This is a genomic window from Mycobacterium sp. (genome assembly GCF_052143115.1).
Taxonomy (GTDB): domain Bacteria; phylum Actinomycetota; class Actinomycetes; order Mycobacteriales; family Mycobacteriaceae; genus Mycobacterium.
This window is the reverse complement of the sequence record NZ_JBKQTQ010000020.1, coordinates 20,188-39,516: the sequence shown is the minus strand read 5'-3', so window position 1 is coordinate 39,516 and position 19,329 is coordinate 20,188. Positions and strand designations below refer to the sequence as shown.

Sequence of the window (19,329 nt, the reverse complement as noted above, 5' to 3'; positions counted from 1 at the left end):
GTCAGCGACGGTCAGGTGAAGTCCGAACCGCCGTCGACGTTGATATTCGCCCCGGTCATGTATGAGTTGCGACGCGATGCCAAAAACGCCACAACTGAACCCATTTCGTCTGGCAGCCCGGCTCGTGGCAGGTGGGCCGGATGCCCGAAGTGCTTGGCAATGGCATCCATCAACTGGTAGGGGTTATCACCGTCGACCCCGACCGACTTGGCCCAGCCGACCAGCGACTCGGACGCGATGCTGCCCGGGGAGACCACGTTGACCAGGATCTCGTCCTTGGCCAGCAACAGCGACAAGTTTTTGGAAATGCTCGTCAGCGCCGCTTTGGCCGCGGTGTACGCCGGCAGTATGACGCTTTGACGCTGGGTCGAGTGCGCCGAAAAGTTGACGATCCGCGCCCACGCCGCCTTCCGAAGTAGCGGAAGAGCCGAACGCACGGAGCGCACCATGCCCATCACGCCGTCGTCGAAAGCCTGGCGCCACTGCTCGTCGGTCAGGTCTTCGAAGCTGCCGACCGCGCCCGGCCCGACCGCGTTGATGAGCACGTTGAGTTCGCCATTCCATCGGTCACCGAGCTCGGCGAATACACCGTTGACTTGATCGGCATCGACGATGTCGGCCACCAGCCCAAGGGCATCGGGGCTGCCGCGATCAGTCAAGTCTGCGGCCGCGCGATCGAGGTCAGCCCGGGACCGGGCGACGATCGCGACGCGGGCGCCGTCGTCCGCTAGGCAGCGCGCGGCGGCTAGCCCCATGCCGCGGCCACCGCCGACGACGACTGCGGTGGCGTTTGTCAGCCCTAAATCCATGGCAAATGCCCGGTTATCTTTCGCTTGCCGCCATGCGTATCAAAAAGTTTACGATAGGTATTACAGTAGCAGACGGGGACGGCGACACGGCTGCGTTACCGCAGATCACCGGGCAACTGACGGTAGATTCGACTCCACCGGCCGCGGGGCCGGAACGGCATGCGCAGCATGGATCTTGATGGAGGTGCCCGCAGTGGCCAAGCAAGCAACCGCCGAGAAGCGTCAGCGACGCGAACGCGGGTCCATCAATCCCGATGACATCATCAGCGGCGCGTTCGAGCTCGCAGAGCAGGTGTCGATCGACAACCTGAGCATGCCGCTGCTCGGCAAGCATCTCGGCGTGGGGGTCACCAGCATTTACTGGTACTTCCGTAAGAAGGACGATCTGCTCAACGCGATGACCGACCGCGCCTTGCGCAAGTATGTGTTCGCCACTCCTTACGTCGAAGCCAAAGACTGGCGCGAGACGCTGCGCAATCACGCTCGTTCGATGCGGAAAACCTTCATGGGCAACCCGATACTGTGCGACCTGATTTTGATCAGGTCGGCGCTTAGTCCCAGAGCGGCCCGCCTCGGAGTTCAGGAGATCGAGAAGGCAATCGGCGGTCTGGTCGAGGCGGGATTGTCGCCGGAAGAAGCCTTCGACACCTACTCCGCGGTTTCGGTTCACGTGCGAGGTTCGGTGGTACTGCATCGGCTTCAGGAGAAGAACCAGGCGACGGAGAACGGAGCCCGCACAATCGAGGACGCGATGGTCATCGATCCCGAGACCACGCCCCTGCTGGCCCAAATGACCAGTAAGGGCCACCACATCGGCGCCCCCGACGACAACAACTTCGAATACGGCTTGGACTGCATCCTCGACCACGCCAGTCAGCTGATTGAGCAGGGGTCGAAATCGACTGCTCGTCAACGTAAGTCGACCAAGTCGAGCCCCTCCCGTGGACGGGCCAAGGAAGCGCGCTAGCGCCAGCGAAGACCGTTAAGGCGACTCGGGTTCAGGCACGTTGAAATGCTCGTCCCGAAGCCGAAACGCCTCTTTCGTGCCGTGCTGCGCTCGCGTCTTGACGAAGTTGAACTCCCCCGGCGCGAATTGCAGGTTGGTTCCGAACGCGTGGAACAGATAGCTGGCCACTTCTTCACCCTGGTAGGCCTGGCTCTGCTCGACAAGGCGAAAAGCCTCTTTGGCGATCACGACGCCGTCGGCCGGCATTTTCGCGGCCTTCTCCGCCCAGTACCTGGCCCGGGCCGCAACCAGGCCGGGATCGCAAGTGTCGGTGAAGATTCCCAGGTGCTCGATTTCACCGGCCTCGATGATGTCGCCGGTCAGCAAAAGGCGCCGCGCCAGCACCGGGCCCAACCGATGGAAGAACATGTGCAGGCTGCCCAGCGCGGGCCCGAGGAAACGGGTGGCGGGCATGCCGATCTTCGCGTTGCGTGCGATCACCGAGATGTCGGTCATCAATGCGATCTCGAACCCGCCGCCGAGCGCGTAGCCGCTGATCTCTCCCACGGTGACCTTCGGGAAGCCCATGAGGTTGTGGTAGAAGCCGAACGACTTACGGTCGACCGTGAGCCGGCGACGTTGACTGGGACGGCTTTTGACTTCTTGGGCGCCCTGCTCGCCGTACCAGCCGTAGGCGTTGTTCATGTCCGCCCCGGTGCTGAAAACCCCGTCCGCTCCACGCAGCAGCACCACGGTGAGATCGTCGTCTTCGGCTACCCGGTCCAGACAGCGGGCGAGGGCGTCACGCATGGCGGCGTCGTAGGAGTTGCGCTGTTTGGGGTTGTTCAACGTGATCGTGGCGATTCGTTTTTCGGGTTCGACTTCGAACAGCACCCGATCATCTGAAGCGTCCGAAACCGTCATGCGCCGGACTCCTTCCTGCTCTGGGCGTACGCCCCATCGCCGCTGCGCGGCTGGGGGTACCCCCACCCGCTTGCGGGGGAGGGTCGGCCGTTGTGTCGGAATCGCGAGTCCAGTCGCGAACCGATATCCGACATCAGCTTCGCCTCAATGGTTTTGTCAGGGCCGAAGGCAAGCGTCTTGCGGCGAGCCGCGGCCAGGTGATCCTGTGCCAGCCGGGCCGCCCTGGCCGGATTGCCATCGCGGATAGCGTCGAGCAGGCGCTGATGGTCACGCAGCGCGGCTCGCCTGGTCTTGTCCAGCATCGGCGCCGGTTCGCCGTCGTCGTCCCACACCGAAGACTCGTGCGCAGACCAGATCAGCTCCAGCGAGCCGATCAGCAGGATCATCGGCTCGTTGCCGCATCGGGAGACCAGCGTTTCATGAAATCGGCGGGCATTCGTGACATACTGAGAGACGTCGTCGAATTGCGCTGTCTGGAAATCGATTTCCTGCTGCAGATATGGCACCACTTCGGTCATCCGGTCGTCGCGGGCGGCGCACATCCCCGCGCAGATCGGCTCGAGATGCATCAGCGCCTCGCTGACGTCCACCGGTGTCGCGGACCTGGCCTGCAGAACCATGCTGATCATGTGCGCGGTCCGCTCGACCGTCGGCCGGTGGATGACCGCTCCACCGACATTGCCGCGACGCACCGAGATCAGCCCGTCGGTCTCCAGGATGTGGATTGCCTCTCGCAACGCGGGTGGGCTCACGCCGAATTCACCGAAAAGGCGTTCCTGAGAAGGCAACACATCGCCTTCCTTCAGGCGGCCGGACAGGATGTCGTCCCGCAACTTCGAGGCGACGATTTCCGCGACGCGGGGTTGACGAAAACGCTGCGGAGCCACGTCAGGTCTGCTCGGCTCGTCGCTTGCCGAATCGAAACCCGGTCAACTTGTCCGGCGTCTGCGCCAGTGTGTTGACCTCACCGATGCATAGCACCTCGTCGTCGAGCAGCAACCGGGCCGTCGACGTGATCCCGCGCTCTACCTCGGAGCGCGCAATGTCGAAACGTAGGTCGGTCAGTACGGGCGTGGGACGGCGGAAAGTGACCTTGAGCGAACGGGTCTTGCCGGAGAGTCCCGCAAGGCAGTTCTGGTGCTGCATGACGCAGTCGAAAAACACCGCGAGGAAGCCGCCGTGAACCAATCCCGGCGGGCCTTCGTAGACCAGCGGAAAGGCGACGCGGCCGGACGCGGTCTCGGCGTCGAAGTGGTCGAAATGGTATTCCGGAAAGCAGGGGTTGAACGCACCGATGTCGGTCGCGTGGTCGAGATAGATGCGCCGGCAGCCATCGTCGTCGGAACCGATTCGAGGGGCGCTGTCCGGCGGAACCGCCGCGCTCAGCTCGCGTTCCCAATCGCTGATCTGCGTCAGGATCGCGTCCACCGTCGGGTGGGCATGTTCCAGGGATAGCAGCAGCGAGCTGAGTCGGCGGATGGCGCCTGCGGCGACGACGGTCTGGGCGAGCGGCGCTTCGCCGAATCGCGAGCCGGGCCGCGCGGGAACAGCCCCCGTTTGTTGTTCGCCCATAGGCCCTCTTCCCCATGCAGCTGTTCCGTCGCCGAGCTTTCCTTGCTAAGTTATACAGCGCAGCAATTGTATAGCCTACTGTAGGGGTAACCATATCGGCGGGAAAGGGCGGGTTCGACGGTGAGTCATGACCTGGACTCCACAGCCGACGACGGCTCGCTCACCACGAGCCGTGACGGCGCGGTGCTGCGGCTCACGCTCGATCGGCCCTCGCAGCGCAATGCGTTGAGTCATAACATGATCGAGACCTTCGTCGCCGTGCTGACCGGCGCCGCCACCGATGACACGGTGCGGGCCATCCATATCCAGGGCGTGGGCGATCACTTCTGTGCGGGCGCCGACTGGGTTGCCACCAACAGCGGCGGCGACTCGCGGCCCCGCACCGGCGATCTCGTTCGCCGCATTCCGCACGCCGCCCATCGCGTGATCGAACTGGTGCACAGCATCCACTTGCCGGTCGTCTGCCGCGTCCGGGGATTCGCCGTCGGCCTCGGGTGCAACCTGGCACTCGCCGCCGACTTCACTGTGGCTGCGACCGACGCGGTGTTCTGGGAGCCATTTGTCGCCCGCGGTTTCGGCCCGGACTCCGGTGCAACCTGGCTACTCCCCCGGCTGATCGGGCTGGCCCGTGCAAAGCAGATGCTGCTGCTCGGCGACAAAGTCAGCGCAACAGATGCCGCGGACTGGGGTTTGATCCACCGAGCCGTCAGCCCGACAGAGCTCGACGACGCCAGCGAGGAACTGCTGGAACGATTGGCCGCCGGGCCCACGGTTGCGCTCGGCCTGACCAAGCAAGCCCTCCATTACGGCCAGCATGCGACGCTGAGCCAGTCGATGACGCAAGAACTCTTCGACCTTGAACTCTCCTGTCGAACCAAGGATTTCAAAGAGGGCCTGGCCGCATTCCGTGAACGACGCCCGCCGCAGTTCCATGGCCGATGACACTTAACAACAAGGAACGCTGATGTCTGCAAGCTCTGCACGGTCATACGACACCATCAAGTACGAAGTCGACGGACACAAGGCCACGATCACCTTGAATCGGCCCGACGCCCTCAACGCACTCAGCCCGCACATGGTCACCGAGCTGCGCAGCGCATACAGCGAGGCCGAAAACGACGACGCGGTATGGATTCTCATCGTCACCGGCACCGGCCGGGCGTTCTGTACCGGCGCTGATGTCAAGGCGATTCCCGGTGACGGGAAGGTGATCAACGAGCGGCCCTATCTGTCCACTTACGAACAGTGGGAGGCACCACAAGAAGGCACTCCGCCCTTTCGCACGATGGCCAAACCGGTGCTCGCCGCGATCAACGGAATCTGTTGTGGCGCGGGACTCGATTGGGTCACCACTGGCGACATCGTCATCGCGTCCGACAACGCGACGTTCTTCGACCCGCATGTCAGCATCGGCCTGGTGGCCGCACGTGAGGTGGTCCGGGTGGCCCGAGTGCTACCGCGCTCGATCGCGCTGCGCATGGCTTTGATCGGCAAGCATGAGCGGATGAGCGCCCAGCGGGCATACGAGCTCGGCTTGATCAGCGAGATCGTCGAGCACGACCGTCTGCTGGAACGCGCCCACGAGATCGCCGACATCGTCAACTCCAATGCGCCCCTTGCCGTCCGTGCTACCCGGCTGGCCATTCTCAAGGGCCTCGACCTACCGCTGCACGAAGCCGAGATGCTGGCCGAAGCATTCCGCGAACGCAACCTGCACACCGAGGATTCCCTCGAGGGGCCCAAGGCGTTCGTCGAAAAGCGACCACCGGAATGGCAGTGCCGATGAGCTTCCAGACGATCCAGCTCCAGGTGGACGGCGCCGACCGGGTCGCCACTATCACCTTGAACCGGCCCGACCAGCTCAACGCTTTCAACCGAACGATGTGTGACGAGATGACCCGGGCTTGGCGGATCGTCAAGTCGGACGATTCGGTCAATGCCGTGGTGCTGCGCGCTGCCGGTAGCCGGGCGTTCAGTGCCGGACTCGACATCAAGACACCTTACGGTCAACCCGAGAACATTTGGAATCACGAGGATCCCGGCGAAGCACTCAGCCCGAAATGGCAGAAGATGTGGAAACCGGTGGTATGCGCGGTGCAAGGTATCTGCACCGCGGGCGCGTTCTACTTCATCAACGAGTCCGATGTGGTCATCTGCTCGACCGACGCCACCTTTTTCGACTCCCACGTGTCGGCGGGGCTGGTCTGCGCGTTGGAGCCGATCGGGCTGATGCGCAAAGTCGGCCTGGGCGAAACGTTGCGAATAGCCCTGATGGGTAATGACGAACGGGTCGGTGCCGACACCGCCCTTCGGATCGGGTTGGTGTCGGAAGTGGTCTCCCCCGAACGGTTGTGGAGCCGGGCGCATGAGATCGCCGCGACGATTGCAGCCAAGCCGCCGTCGGCAACCCAGGGCACGGTCAAGGCGATCTGGGAATCGCTGGACAAGCCCTACCGGGCGGCACTGGATCAAGGCCTGATCTACACCCGGCTGGGAAATCCGATCGGGACCGCCGAGCTGGCGGCACGCGGCCGAGGTCCCAATGCCCCGGCGCCGGATCCGAGGATCCGGTGACGGCGCATCCGCTCAGTCGGCGCATCGCCGACGTTCTGGGCTTGCAGCCCAATGCGCCGGCTCTGGAGTATGAGGGCCGATGGGTGTCATGGGGCGAGCTGGGCGCGCTGGCCGACCGGATCTGTTCGCTCGTTGGTGATGGCAACCAACACCGGCAGATCGGGCTCCTACTGCGGAATCGTCCGGTGCAAGTGGCCACCCTGCTCGGCGTGCTGCAGTCCGGAGCGACAGTCGTCGCCATCAACCCGGCCCGCGGGGATGAGCGCACCCAAGCCGACGTCAACCAGCTGAGACTCCCGTTGATCGTCGGCGAGCCCGGCGACCTGGCGACGCTGGACAGGCCGTCCGCCACGGCAGTGATGTCAATCTCGGACCTTGCCGACGCGCCGAAAGTTGTTGCGGGCGACGAGGCTTGCACCGGCAACGATGTGCGGCCCGGCGTCGCGGTGCGGATGCTGACCAGTGGAACGACCGGACCACCCAAACGCGTGGACCTCACTTACGACATGCTGGCGCACAGCGTGATAGGTCCGGAGGATGACCGGTCGGCGGCGCCGACGGAGCTGCGTCGTGGTGTCGCGATCGTCAACTCGCCGCTGGTTCATATCGGCGGGGTGTTCCGGGTACTGCAATGTGTCGCCGAGGGGCGACCGTTTGTGCTGCTGGAGCGATTCGAGCTCAGCCGCTGGATCGAGGCGGTGCGCAGGTATCGACCACGCACGGTATCGCTGGTGCCGGCCGCGCTGCGAATGGTGTTGCATTCCGACCTGGGTCGGGAGGATCTGGCGAGTATCCGCGCCGTGACTTCGGGTACCGCGCCGCTGTCCGCTGAAGACGCCGACGCGTTCACCGAAAAATATGGAATTCCGGTCCTGACTTCCTATGCGGCAACCGAATTCGGCGGCGGCGTCGCGGGCTGGACGTTGCCCGACTACCAGAAGTATTGGCAGGCTAAGCGCGGCAGCGTCGGGCGCGCCAACCCCGGGACCCAATTGCGGGTGGTCGGCGACGACGGCACCCCGCTCGAGCCCGACCAGGTCGGGTTGCTCGAGGTCAAGCCCGGACAGCTGGGACCCTCCGGGCAGTGGATGCGCACCACCGACATGGCACGCATCGATGCCGACGGCTTCTTGTGGATCATCGGCCGAGCCGATCAGGCGATCATCCGCGGCGGCTTCAAAGTGATGCCCGATGACGTACGGACGGCGCTGGAGAGCCATCCCGCGGTCGCAGGTGCTGCGGTGGTCGGGCGGCACGACGAACGCCTCGGGGAGACGCCGGTCGCGATGGTGGAACTGCGAGAGCCAGCATCCGTGGACGTCGGTCGACTCGCCGACTTTCTGCGGACGCGGTTGGCGCGCTACGAGATTCCCACCGACATCGTCGTCGTCGACCGACTCCCGAGAACACCGTCAGGCAAACCGGACCTGAGCGCGGTCCGGCGCTTCTTCAGCGATGCCGTCTCCGCGGCGCAGGGCGACCATGCCGAGTGAATCGCCAACGGTCGGCGAAATCCTGCGGCAGCAAGCCCGCGGCAGAGGTGATCATCCGCTGCTGATTTCCGACACCGAACGCATCAGTTACGCCGAAGCCGACCGTCGCTCCGCGCAATTGGCGCGTGGGCTCGTCGCGCTCGGCGCCGGTAAGGGCAGCCATGTCGGATTGCTTTACCCCAACGGCGTGGCATTTGTCGTCGGCATGCTGGCGGCCGCGCGAGTCGGCGCCGTCGTTGTCCCGTTTTCCACGTTCGCGACCACGCCAGAGCTACGCGACCAGCTGGTCAACAGCGACACCGAGATTCTCCTTGCCGCGCCGTCCTACCGCTCTCACGATTACGTGCAGCAGCTTACCGACGTGCTGTCCGGTTCGAGCCTCGACGGAGATGATCGGCTATTCGACAGCGCCGCACCGCAATTGCGACATGTGATCTTCGATGTCACACTTCCCTGTCGGCTGGGCGAGACCATCGATGAAAAATTGCTGATGGCGATGGAAGACGACGTCGACGGCTCGGATCCGCTGTCGCTCGTCCACACGTCGGGCACAACCAGCGCTCCCAAGGGGGTGGTGCATACCCACGCCACGCTTCTCAACCACCAGAGAAATCTCAACGCGATCCGGGGCCTGACCGCCGCCGACAAGCTGTTCTGCAATTCGCCGTTCTTCTGGATCGGAGGATTCGCGTTCGCTTTGCTCGCCACATTGCTCGCCGGATCGACACTGGTGTGCTCCAACGCCGAAGATTCCGGCCAGATGCTCGATCTGCTCGAGGCCGAAAGGCCAACCATCACCAACGGTTTTGCTGCCGGGATCGCGCACCTGGCGCGACACCCGAGTTTTGACGGACGCGATCTCTCGTCGATGCGACGCGGCAACCTGTATCCGATTATGGCGCCCGAGGCGCGGCCGGCTGATCCGGAGTTGCGGCACAACATGCTCGGATCGACCGAGGCCGGCAGCGTGGTCCTGATCAGCGGCGACGAGAGCGACCAGCCGGAGCACCGGCGTGGCTCGTTCGGCAAGCCCGCACCAGGCTTGGAAACCAAGATCGTCGAACCCTCGACCGGAACGCCGGTCGAGGATGGCGCACTCGGAGAGCTGTGCATCCGCGGGTCGTGCCTGATGCAGCGGTACTACAAACGCAGCCGGGAAGAATGTTTCGACGCTGACGGCTGGTTCCACACCGGTGACTTGGTTGCCGCCGACCGTGACGGATTCGTCTACTACATTCGCCGCCAGGGTTCGATGATCAAGACCGCAGGCGCGAACGTCTCGCCCGCCGAGGTGGAGCAGGCGATCGCCAAGGTCACCGGCGGCGCCGTGGCTCACGTACTCGGCATCCCTGACGCCGAGCGCGGACAGCTGGTCGCCGCCGTCGTCGCGCTGGAAAACGGCGACCACTTCGACGAGACCGCGCTTCGACGCAAGCTCGCGGCGGAACTCTCGGCGTACAAGATCCCCAAGCGGTTCGCGGCCCTACCCGCAGCCGAGGTTCCGCTTTTGGCCAGCGGCAAAGTCGATATGCGGCAATTGAGGCGAGTGTTCGATGCCGGATGAGGTGCCGACCGGCCGCACCATAGACGAGCTGGTCAGGCTTCGCTCCGCCCGCGGCGGGGTCAAACCGATGGTGATCGACCCTGCCGGTCGGCTCAGCTACCACGAACTTGACGTAAACACACGTGATTTGGCGGCGGCGCTCGTCGAAGCCGGGATCGTCAAAGGCACACGAGTCGGGCTGATCATGCCCAACGGTGTCCGCTGGGTGCAGATCGCGATCGCGGTTACCCGGATCGGCGCGGTGCTGGTTCCGCTGAGCACGCTGTTGCAGGCACGGGAATTGGTGGCGCAACTGCAGGCCGCGTCCGTGCAGTTCCTGGTCAGTGTGGAGGAGTTTCGCGGCCACCGATACCTTGACGACCTCCGCTCGGTTCTCGATGTGCGCGATTTGGGCGGCACGTTGCAGCATCCCGAACTTCCTGCGCTGCGCCAGGTTTGGGTGGCCGATCAGTTAGCGGAGCCCAAGGCCCGTGAGTCGACCTCAGCTATCGTCGACGCGCTGGCAGCGACGGTGACACCCAGCGATCCGATGGTCATCATGTTCACCTCCGGCACCAGCGGCCCGCCCAAGGGCGTCATCCATTCACATGGCAGTGCGCTGGGCGCCGTCGCATCGGGCCTGGCAAGTCGTTGCATCGATTCCGACACCCGGCTGTATCTGCCGATGCCGTTTTTCTGGGTGGGTGGCTTCGGCACTGGCGTGCTCTCAGCGCTGCTGGCCGATGCCACCCTGGTGACCGAAGAAATCCCTGAACCAGAGACCACGCTGCGCCTGTTGGAGCGTGAACGGGTGACGCTGTTCCGGGGCTGGCCCGATCAGGCCGAGGCCCTGGCGCGCCATCCGTCCCGCCCCGAGACGGATTTGTCGGCGCTGCGCCCCGGCAGTCTGGAAGCGCTGCTACCCCCCGAGCAACGTGGGAAGCCCGGTGCGCGGGCGACACTATTCGGCATGACCGAAGCTTTCGGACCCTACTGCGGCTACCCCGCCGACACCGATATGCCGCACTCCGCCTGGGGCAGCTGCGGCAAGCCGTTCCCCGGAATGGAGGTCCGGATCACCGACCCCGACACCGGACAGCCGGCTTCGGCGGGAACCATTGGGATGGTCGAGCTTCGGGGACCGCACACCCTTCGCGGGATATGCCGGCGCAGCCGCGGCGACCTGTTCACCTCTGACGGGTTCTACCCCACCGGTGACCTTGGCCAGTTCGACGGCGATGGTTTCCTGTTCTATCACGGCCGATCCGACGACATGTTCAAAGTCAGCGGTGCCACCGTCTATCCCACCGAGGTAGCGCAGGCGCTGCGGGAAATCGACGGCGTCGACAACGCCTTCGTCATCAATGTTCCTGGCGCGCAAGGAGATCAGGTCGGTGCGGTGGTGGTGTGTGAGACCACTAGGAAATCCGCCGAGGAGCTCCGTGGATCCGCCCGCAAGCTGCTCAGCTCGTTCAAGGTGCCCAAACTGTGGCTGCTCGTCGACTCTGACGACGTGATTCCGCGCGGTCCGACCGGCAAGGTCGATGCCCGGCGGCTGCGCGAGTTACTGGCCGGCGGGGCGTCAGGAGCCGAGCGCTTTGGTGAGTAGCGAGGTGAGACGCTTCTGCTCGCCGGTACTCAGCTGACCGATCAACGGCTTGATCCGGTCACCGATCGCCGCCGTGACCTCGGGTACCAAACTGCGAGCTTGCGCGGTGAGACTTACCCGCACCGAGCGGCCGTCGACGGGGTCGGCGGCCCTCACGACCAACCCACGCTGGCTCGCGCGGTCGATCAGTCCGCTGACCGTGGAGCGCTCCAGACCGGTAAAGGTCGCCAGGTTGGCCATCGTCGGCTCACGATCACGCAGGATGCCCAAAACCCTCAGTTGCGTCAGCGACAAGTCATGTTCGGCTGCAACCTCCGTGAGGGCGGCCATCAGCGCAAAAGAAACCTGTACCAACGCATCTCGTAGATCGCCGAGGTGGTCTTGGCCGCCGCTGGGGTCGGGAGTCATGACTGAAACGATACCTTAACTCCTTCGCATTGCCAACTATAGTAATTCGTACTACCATCTATTTTTACGATCACCAGTCGGGCATGCGGGAAGAAACGAGAGGAAGGCCACGATGAAAGCAGCAGTTGTGACTGCGTTCGACCAGGCACCGCACTACGAGGACTTCCCAGACCCGGTCACCGCACAAGGGGATGAACTGGTCGTCGACGTCGTCGCCGCGGCATTGCATCCGCGGGTGCGTTCCCAGGCGAATGGATCGCACTACAGCAGCACCGGCCAGTTTCCGCTGGTGCCGGGCATCGACGCGGTGGTTCGCGACGCGAAAGGCACCCTCTACTACGCCCTTCTGGACGACACCACGGCCCTTCTGGACGACACCACGTTGGGCACCATGGCGCAACGGACGATCGTTGAAAAAGACCGCAGCGTAGCGTTGCCCAAACACGCCGACCCGGTGGCGGTGGCAGCTGCGATCAACCCCGTGATGTCCTCCTGGGTCGCGCTGCGGCACCGTGTCCACTTCAAGCGGGGATCGAGCGTGCTGATCCTCGGCGCTACCGGCAGCGCCGGACGCATGGCAATACAAGTCGCCAAACGGTTCGGCGCCAACGAGGTCATCGGCGCCGGCCGAAATCCCCAGCGGCTCGACGAACTCACCGCGCTCGGCGCCGACCGTGTGCTCACCCTCGACCAACTCGACCGGGCCGGCGATGTCGACGTGGTCATCGACTACCTGTGGGGCGAACCCACCGCCAAAGGCATGGTCCACCTCGTCACGCACCGACGCGACCGCGGCAAAGAACTCGTCTGGATCCAAATCGGCTCGATGGCCGGACCCGGTGCCGAAATCCCCTCCGCTGCACTACGATCAACCCGCCTGCAGATCGTCGGGAGCGGCATCGGATCGGTATCCGGCCACGACTTCCGCAAGGAAATCCCCAACATCGCCAAGGCCGTCAGCGAGGGAGCGTTCGACGTCCGCACCCAAACCATCCCACTGAGCGACGTCGCCACCGCATGGACACAGCCGCTCGACGCAGACAAACGCATCGTTTTTCTGCCGTGACCGCTAGGCCCGCCGGCTAGCCTCGGGCTCGAGGGGACGAACCGTCGCCCGGTTCGACCACGCCATGCTCGACTAGGTGGTTGATCAGCGGAGCCGCACCTGCGGCCAGGTGTTCCGACATGGTTTTGCGGGCAAGCTCGCTGTCGTGTTTGGCCAGCGCCGCCACCACCCGTCGATGGTCTTTTATCGATTGGTGCGGCCAGCCCGCGATGGTGGGAAACACGGATTCCGGTGCGTAGCGGGTGATTTGCGACATCAACTGTGCCAGCTTCGGCGAGTCGGCGGCAACGTTGATCGCCCGGTGAAACTCATGATTGAGCCGAACGGTTCGTTCGTCGTCGCCACCGGCATAGGCTTCCTCCAGCTGGGCCTGGATCTCCTTGAGCTCGCGTAGCTGGATGTCGTCGATGTTGGTCGCGGCCCGCGCGGCAAGCTCGCCACCGACATGCGCCTGGACGTTGGCCACATCAGTGAGATCTCGTCCAGTCACCGGTAGCACCACGAAGCCACGGCGCGGCTGCTGGGCGAGCAGGCCCTCGGCACGGAGTTCGAAGAGAGCCTCACGCACCGGCGTGACGCTGATCCCTAACTCCGCAGCCAACTGATCCAGCCGGACGTACTCGCCGGCGGAGTAGGTGCCGTCGAAGATCCGCTTACGGACAAAGCGAGCAACATCTTCCGAGAGCTGCGGACGCGCGGCGAAATCCGGAACGCTCACCGTCAGATCCGGTACTCGGCGAGCAAGCGCTTGCTGATGATGGACTTCTGTATCTCGCTGGTCCCCTCGCCGATGAGCAGAAACGGGGCGTCGCGCATCAGCCGTTCGATTTCATACTCCTTGGAGTACCCGTAGCCGCCGTGGATGCGAAAGCTCTGCTGAGTGACCTCCGAACAGAATTCACTGGCGAGGTACTTCGCCATGCCCGCGGCGACGTCGTTACGCTCACCGGAATCCTTCAGTCGGGCGGCATTGACCATCATCAGATGTGCCGCCTCGACTTTCGTTGCCATTTCGGCGATTTGAAATGCGATGGCCTGGTGTTCGGCGATCGGCCTGCCGAAGGTATGACGCTGCTGGGCATAACGCACGGCGAGCTCGAACGCGCGTACGGCCACTCCGCAAGCCCTGGCCGACACGTTGACCCGTCCGACCTCGATACCGTCCATCATCTGGTAGAAACCCTGCCCCGGGGTACCACCCAGGACGTCGTCGGCGCCGGTCACGTATCCGTCGAAGATGAGCTCGGTGGTGTCAATCCCCTTGTAGCCCAACTTGTCGATCTTGCCCGGTATCAGCAGACCGGGTTTCACCTCGCCGAAGCCGGTCGGCTTCTCGATGAGGAATGCGGTCAGATTGCGGTGCGGTGTGTCGGCGCCCTCGTCGGTGCGAACCAACGCCGCCACCAAGGTCGAGCTGCCGCCATTGGTCAGCCACATCTTCTGGCCGTTGATGGTGTAAGTGCCGTCGGCGTTGAGAGCGGCGCGGGTGCGGATCGCGGCGACGTCGGAGCCCAGCTCTGGTTCGGACATCGAGAATGCACCGCGAACCTCGCCGACTGCCATGCGCGGCAACAGGCGTTGCTTCTGCGCGTCGGTGCCGTGCCGACGCAGCATGTAGGCGACGATGAAATGGGTATTGAGCACCCCCGAGATGCTCATCCACCCGCGTGCCAATTCTTCCACGCACAAGGCGTAGGTCAGCAGCGATTCACCCAAGCCGTCGTACTCCTGCGGGATCATCAGGCCGAATAGGCCCATCTCCCGCATTTGATCGACGATCGCCTGCGGATAAGTGTCGGTGCGTTCCAGCTCCGGTGCGTTGGGAATGACTTCCTTCTCGACGAATTGTCGTACCGTAGCGATGATCTCGGTCTGGAATTCGGTGAGGCCGACCGTCTCGGCGAGTTTGGTCATGCGGCGCCCATCTCCTTAGTCAGCAGGCGATCGTTTTAGCACTGGTCAGTCGTGTGACGTCGGCTGCGCTCAAACCCAACCGCGCGGAGAGCACGTCGGCGGTGTCGCCGCCGAGTCTGGGCGCCGGTTCGGCCGCGAGATAGCCACCATCGAAGACGGCCGGGTTCCCCGGCGCAAGATAGTCGCCGAGGCCGTCTTGGTGCAGCCGAGAAAACAGCGGATTCGCGGTCACCCGTTCGTCTTCGGCAACCTGCGCGAAAGTCCGGTAGCGCTCGAACAACACGCTCGTGCCCGACAGCGCATCGGTGACCTCCTCGGCGGTGTGATCGGCGAACCAGGTCGCGAATAGTCCGCTCAGCACGTCGCGGTACCGATAGCGCTCGCCCTCGTCGCTGAAGTCCGCGTCCAGCGACTCGGCGAGCGCCGAAACGGCTGCGCCGGTTCCCGATACCTCGACGAGGTCGTGAAAGTGCCTTTTCGTCAGCGTGACAACCATGAATCCGACGCCGTCGCGACTGGTGAAATCCTGGCCGTACTGGCCATAGATCGCGTTGCCCAGCCGTTGGCGTTCGGTGCCGTTCACCTGCGGCTCGGTCAACCATCCCAGGTTGCCCGCGGTGGCCAGCGCGACATCTTCCAGCGCGATGCTGATTTTGGCGCCGACTCCGGACTGGTCTCGGCGACGCACCGCGGCGACAACGGCAAGCGCGGCATACAGGCCACAGCACACATCCCAGGCCGGCAGCACATGATTGATCGGGCCGGCCTGGTTCGCCGGCCCGGTGACCAACGGAAATCCGGTTGCCGCGTTGACCGTGTAGTCCACACCGGTGGAGCCGTCGCCGCGGCCAAGCAACTGGACATGGATCACGTCGGCGCGTGTCGCGGCGAGCTGTTCAAATGACAACCAGGACAAGCCCGCAGCATTGGTCACCACGACGCCGTCGCCCTCGACAATCAGCCGCCGAATCAGCTCCTGTCCGTCGGGTGAGCGCAAATCGATTGTGGCCGAACGCTTTCCCTTATTCAGACCGGTCCAGTAGATCGACGTCCCGCTTGCGGCCAGTGGCCAGCGACGGACATCGGATGCGCCGCCGATCGGGTCGACACGTATCACCTCGGCGCCCAGTTGGCTCAACGTCAAGCCGCACAGCGGCGCTGCGACGAAGCTGGAAACTTCGACGACGGTGAGGTCGGCCAACGGCATGGTCACTGCGACCCGACCCGTTCAAAGACCGCGGCAAGACCTTGTCCGCCACCGATGCACATGGTTTCCAGCCCGTAGCGCGCGTCCCGCCGAGTGAGCTCGCGGGCCAGCGTGGCCAGCATCCTGCCGCCCGTCGCACCGACCGGATGACCCAGCGAGATTCCCGAGCCATGCACGTTCGTCCGTTCCCGGTCGGTGGCGCCGAAATCCCACTCCCGCATTACCGCCAGAGCTTGCGCGGCGAATGCCTCGTTGAGTTCGATGACGTCGATGTCGCTCATTTGCAGTCCCGCCTTGGCGAGGGCGACCTCGGTGGCCGGTACCGGGCCGATGCCCATCACGTCGGGCGCCACGGCCGCGACGCCCCACGACACCAGCCGGACCAGTGGGGTCAGGCCGAGTTCGCCAGCCTTCTCTGGCGTCGTCACCAGACACATGGATGCCGCATCGTTTTGTCCGCTGGAGTTTCCAGCGGTCACCGTCGCATCTGGATCGTGCTCTAGCAGAACGGGTTTGAGCTTGCTCAGCGATTCGACCGTGGTGTCGGTGCGCGGGTGCTCGTCGGTGTCGATCAGCTCCTCGCCCCGCCGGCTGCGCACCGTAACCGGAATGATCTCTTCGGCCAGAATGCCGTCCTTCTGCGCGGCCACTGCCCGCTGGTGCGACGACACCGCGAGTTCGTCCTGCTCTTGCCGCGAGATGCCGTATTGGCGCCGCAGATTCTCCGCGGTCTCCAACATCCCGCCGGGCACCGGATAGTGACGACCACCGGCGGTGCTTCGTCCGCGGGCCAGCCCGTCGTGCACCCGCACACCACCGCGGGCACCGCCCCAGCGCATGTCGGTCGAATAGAAGACGACGTTGCTCATGCTCTCCGCACCCCCTGCGACAGCGAGATCACTGTCGCCGGCGCGCACTTGCAGACACGCCTGGATCACCGCCTGCAGGCCCGACCCACAACGACGATCAACCTGCATGCCGGGCACCGTTACCGGCAGCCCGGAGTCGAGTGCGACCACACGTCCGATCGCCGGCGCCTCGCTGCTGGGGTAGCAGTGCCCGAGGATGACGTCCTGCACCGATTCGGGTGGGATGCCGGTTCGGTCGAGCAGCCCGGTGAGGGCGGCGACGCCGAGGTCGACGGCGTTCTGCGACTTGAACATTCCGCCATACCGGCCGATCGGCGTCCGAACCGGCTCACAGATGACAGCCTCGCGCGTGCTCATAGGTGCCTCCCGCCGGTCACCTCGAGGACGGTTCCGGTCATGTATGACGACAGATCGCTCGCGAGGAACAGTGCGACCTTAGCGACCTCTTCGGGCTCGCCGGCTCGTCCCATCGGTATCTCGGCCAGCTTCTCGTCCCAGATCCGTTGCGGCATGGCCTCTGTCATCGCCGACCTGATCAGCCCTGGCTGGATCGCGTTGACCCGAACACCGAGATGGGCGAGTTCCTTGGCAGCCGCCTTGGTCATGCCGACGATGCCGGCCTTGGCCGCCGAATAGTTGGTCTGGCCGACCATGCCGACCTTTCCGGAGATCGACGACATGTTCACGATCGCCCCGCGCTTGTTCTCCCGCATGATCGCTGCGGCCTTGCGAAGCCCGTTCCAGGTTCCCTTCAGATGCACGGCGATTACCTGATCGAACTGCTCTTCGGTCATTTTGCGCATCGTCGCGTCGCGGGTGATGCCGGCGTTGTTGACCATGATGTCCAGCCCGCCGAATCGGTCGACGGCGGCGGCGACCAGGGCGTCGACGTCGGCCGCGGAAGTCACATCGCAGCTGACCGCCACGGCGACGTTATCGCCGCCGAGCTGCGTCGCCGCGGACTCGGTTGCCTCGAGATTCACGTCACCGAGCACTATCCGTGCCCCTTCGGCAACGAACCGTTGCGCTATGGCGAAACCCAGACCTTGGGCACCGCCGGTGACAACTGCGGTCTGACCCTTCAACAACGACACCTGATCACCGTCTTCCTTCTAGACCCCGAACCCGAGACATCATCACACATCGTATTTCATATATGATCGCGCGAGTTAGCCGCCATCACGTTGCCCGGAAGGAGCGTTGATTCATGTCTACTGCGGTCGTCGACGACGACGACTTTCAGCAGATCCTCGCGCAGACCCGGCAGTTCGTCCGCACTGTGGTCGTCCCACGGGAGCAGGAAATTCTTGCCACCGACCGAGTGCCGGATGATCTACGCGACCAGGCCAAGAACATGGGTTTGTTCGGGTATGCCATTCCGCAGGAGTGGGGCGGACTCGGGCTCGATATCACCCAAGACGTCGAGCTGGCGATGGAGTTGGGCTACACCTCGCTGGCGCTTCGCTCGATGTTCGGCACCAACAACGGCATCGCCGGTCAAGTCCTGGTCGGATTTGGCACCGATGAGCAGAAGGCCCGCTGGCTGCAAGCGCTGGCATCCGGAAAGGTCGCCTCGTTCGCGCTGACCGAACCCGGGGCGGGATCCAACCCGGCAGGGTTGCGCACCAAGGCCATTCGGGACGGCGCAGATTGGATGATCTCCGGCGAGAAGCGGTTCATCACCAACGCACCGGTCGCGGATTTGTTCGTGGTCTTCGCCCGGACCCGCCCCGCCGACAACGCCGGACCGGGCATCGCCGTCTTCCTGGTTCCCGCGGACACCGCCGGTGTGGAGGTCGGGGCCAAGGACGCCAAGATGGGACAGGAAGGCGCCTGGACCGCCGACGTGCGCTTCACCGATGTGCGTGTCCCGGCCGGCGCGCTGGTCGGCGGCAGTGAGGAAATCGGCTATCGGGCGGCGATGACCTCTCTGGCACGCGGGCGGATCCACATCGCCGCACTCGCCGTGGGAACCGCTCAGCGGGCACTGGACGAATCCGTGACGTACGCGGCCACCGCCACGCAGGGCGGTACCCCGATCGGGAACTTCCAACTCGTGCAGGCGATGCTCGCGGACCAGCAGACCGGGGTGATGGCCGGCCGCGCCCTCGTCCGTGACGCGGCCCGGCTGTGGATCACCGACCAGGACCGGCGGATCGCGCCGTCGGCAGCGAAGGTGTTCTGCACCGAAATGGCCGGCAAGGTCGCGGACCTCGCCGTCCAGATTCACGGCGGGAGCGGATACATGCGCGAAGTGCCGGTGGAACGCATTTATCGCGACGTTCGGCTGTTGCGGCTCTATGAGGGGACCAGCGAGATTCAACGGCTGATCATCGGGTCGAACCTGGTCAAGGCGGCGCAGCGCAAGCTGTAACGTATTGTCGTTCGCGTTACA

The 19,329-nt window shown here is 64.4% G+C and carries 18 protein-coding genes and 1 pseudogene; 9 read left to right on the top strand and 10 right to left on the bottom strand.

Annotated features, from left to right (window positions below; all coding sequences use genetic code 11):
• Window positions 1-11: 11 nt before the first annotated feature.
• A complete protein-coding gene (locus ACLQI9_RS01850) occupies window positions 12-809 on the bottom strand; it encodes an SDR family NAD(P)-dependent oxidoreductase (RefSeq protein ID WP_442390863.1) in 798 nt (265 codons plus the stop codon).
• A 178-nt stretch (window positions 810-987) separates the two neighbouring features.
• Between ACLQI9_RS01850 and ACLQI9_RS01845 the strand changes: the two genes are divergently transcribed.
• Window positions 988-1,776 (top strand): TetR/AcrR family transcriptional regulator, encoded by a 789-nt coding sequence (locus tag ACLQI9_RS01845; RefSeq protein WP_442382639.1) that lies wholly within the window; start codon window positions 988-990, stop codon window positions 1,774-1,776.
• Window positions 1,777-1,791: 15 nt separating this feature from the next.
• Here ACLQI9_RS01845 and ACLQI9_RS01840 read toward each other — a convergent pair whose 3' ends face one another.
• The 3 genes and pseudogenes from ACLQI9_RS01840 to ACLQI9_RS01830 form a co-directional block, all read right to left on the bottom strand.
• On the bottom strand, window positions 1,792-2,679 hold the full coding sequence (locus ACLQI9_RS01840; protein WP_442382640.1) for an enoyl-CoA hydratase/isomerase family protein: 888 nt from the start codon (window positions 2,677-2,679) through the stop codon (window positions 1,792-1,794).
• A gap of 125 nt (window positions 2,680-2,804) precedes the next feature.
• Window positions 2,805-3,566 (bottom strand): annotated as a pseudogene (locus ACLQI9_RS01835) (FadR/GntR family transcriptional regulator); the annotation flags it as partial.
• Window position 3,567: 1 nt separating this feature from the next.
• Window positions 3,568-4,251 carry a hypothetical protein gene (locus ACLQI9_RS01830; protein ID WP_442382641.1) on the bottom strand — a complete coding sequence of 228 codons (684 nt, stop codon included), beginning with the start codon at window positions 4,249-4,251 and terminating at the stop codon, window positions 3,568-3,570.
• 120 nt (window positions 4,252-4,371) lie between these two features.
• On the opposite strand from ACLQI9_RS01830, the gene ACLQI9_RS01825 reads away from it, so the two are divergent.
• The 6 genes from ACLQI9_RS01825 to ACLQI9_RS01800 are packed head-to-tail and all read left to right on the top strand — an operon-like array spanning window position 4,372 to window position 11,470.
• Window positions 4,372-5,193 carry an enoyl-CoA hydratase/isomerase family protein gene (locus ACLQI9_RS01825; protein WP_442382642.1) on the top strand — a complete coding sequence of 274 codons (822 nt, stop codon included), beginning with the start codon at window positions 4,372-4,374 and terminating at the stop codon, window positions 5,191-5,193.
• Between the two features lie 22 nt (window positions 5,194-5,215).
• Window positions 5,216-6,037 carry an enoyl-CoA hydratase/isomerase family protein gene (locus tag ACLQI9_RS01820; protein WP_442382643.1) on the top strand — a complete coding sequence of 274 codons (822 nt, stop codon included), beginning with the start codon at window positions 5,216-5,218 and terminating at the stop codon, window positions 6,035-6,037.
• Entirely contained in the window at window positions 6,034-6,825 is a 792-nt protein-coding gene (locus ACLQI9_RS01815) for an enoyl-CoA hydratase/isomerase family protein (RefSeq protein WP_442382644.1), read from the top strand. The genes ACLQI9_RS01820 and ACLQI9_RS01815 overlap by 4 nt, the downstream gene beginning before the upstream one ends.
• The gene (locus ACLQI9_RS01810) at window positions 6,822-8,318 is read left to right on the top strand and encodes a class I adenylate-forming enzyme family protein (protein ID WP_442382645.1); all 1,497 of its coding nucleotides are present in this window, start codon (window positions 6,822-6,824) and stop codon (window positions 8,316-8,318) included. Before ACLQI9_RS01815 ends, ACLQI9_RS01810 begins: the two co-directional genes overlap by 4 nt.
• The gene (locus tag ACLQI9_RS01805) at window positions 8,308-9,882 is read left to right on the top strand and encodes a class I adenylate-forming enzyme family protein (protein ID WP_442382646.1); all 1,575 of its coding nucleotides are present in this window, start codon (window positions 8,308-8,310) and stop codon (window positions 9,880-9,882) included. The genes ACLQI9_RS01810 and ACLQI9_RS01805 overlap by 11 nt, the downstream gene beginning before the upstream one ends.
• A complete protein-coding gene (locus ACLQI9_RS01800) occupies window positions 9,872-11,470 on the top strand; it encodes a class I adenylate-forming enzyme family protein (protein WP_442382647.1) in 1,599 nt (532 codons plus the stop codon). The genes ACLQI9_RS01805 and ACLQI9_RS01800 overlap by 11 nt, the downstream gene beginning before the upstream one ends.
• Here ACLQI9_RS01800 and ACLQI9_RS01795 read toward each other — a convergent pair.
• Window positions 11,444-11,878, bottom strand: a complete 435-nt coding sequence (locus ACLQI9_RS01795; protein ID WP_442382648.1) for a MarR family winged helix-turn-helix transcriptional regulator — start codon at window positions 11,876-11,878, stop codon at window positions 11,444-11,446. The genes ACLQI9_RS01800 and ACLQI9_RS01795 overlap by 27 nt on opposite strands.
• 112 nt (window positions 11,879-11,990) lie before the next feature.
• On the opposite strand from ACLQI9_RS01795, the gene ACLQI9_RS01790 reads away from it, so the two are divergent.
• Window positions 11,991-12,944, top strand: coding sequence for a quinone oxidoreductase family protein (locus ACLQI9_RS01790; RefSeq protein WP_442382649.1), 954 nt, complete (start codon window positions 11,991-11,993; stop codon window positions 12,942-12,944).
• Between the two features lie 16 nt (window positions 12,945-12,960).
• Here ACLQI9_RS01790 and ACLQI9_RS01785 read toward each other — a convergent pair whose 3' ends face one another.
• Genes ACLQI9_RS01785 through fabG form a run of 5 tightly spaced genes read right to left on the bottom strand, consistent with a single transcriptional unit; the run spans window position 12,961 to window position 18,028 of the window.
• Window positions 12,961-13,662, bottom strand: a complete 702-nt coding sequence (locus ACLQI9_RS01785; RefSeq protein WP_442382650.1) for a GntR family transcriptional regulator — start codon at window positions 13,660-13,662, stop codon at window positions 12,961-12,963.
• Between the two features lie 2 nt (window positions 13,663-13,664).
• The gene (locus ACLQI9_RS01780; protein ID WP_442382651.1) at window positions 13,665-14,858 is read right to left on the bottom strand and encodes an acyl-CoA dehydrogenase family protein; all 1,194 of its coding nucleotides are present in this window, start codon (window positions 14,856-14,858) and stop codon (window positions 13,665-13,667) included.
• A 19-nt stretch (window positions 14,859-14,877) separates the two neighbouring features.
• Window positions 14,878-16,065, bottom strand: coding sequence for a CoA transferase (locus tag ACLQI9_RS01775; protein WP_442382676.1), 1,188 nt, complete (start codon window positions 16,063-16,065; stop codon window positions 14,878-14,880).
• Window positions 16,066-16,067: 2 nt separating this feature from the next.
• Window positions 16,068-17,291, bottom strand: a complete 1,224-nt coding sequence (locus ACLQI9_RS01770) for an acetyl-CoA C-acetyltransferase (protein WP_442382652.1) — start codon at window positions 17,289-17,291, stop codon at window positions 16,068-16,070.
• A complete protein-coding gene (fabG, locus tag ACLQI9_RS01765) occupies window positions 17,288-18,028 on the bottom strand; it encodes a 3-oxoacyl-ACP reductase FabG (RefSeq protein WP_442382653.1) in 741 nt (246 codons plus the stop codon). Before fabG ends, ACLQI9_RS01770 begins: the two co-directional genes overlap by 4 nt.
• Window positions 18,029-18,141: 113 nt before the next feature.
• Between fabG and ACLQI9_RS01760 the strand changes: the two genes are divergently transcribed.
• Entirely contained in the window at window positions 18,142-19,308 is a 1,167-nt protein-coding gene (locus ACLQI9_RS01760) for an acyl-CoA dehydrogenase family protein (protein WP_442382654.1), read from the top strand.
• Window positions 19,309-19,329: the final 21 nt, after the last annotated feature.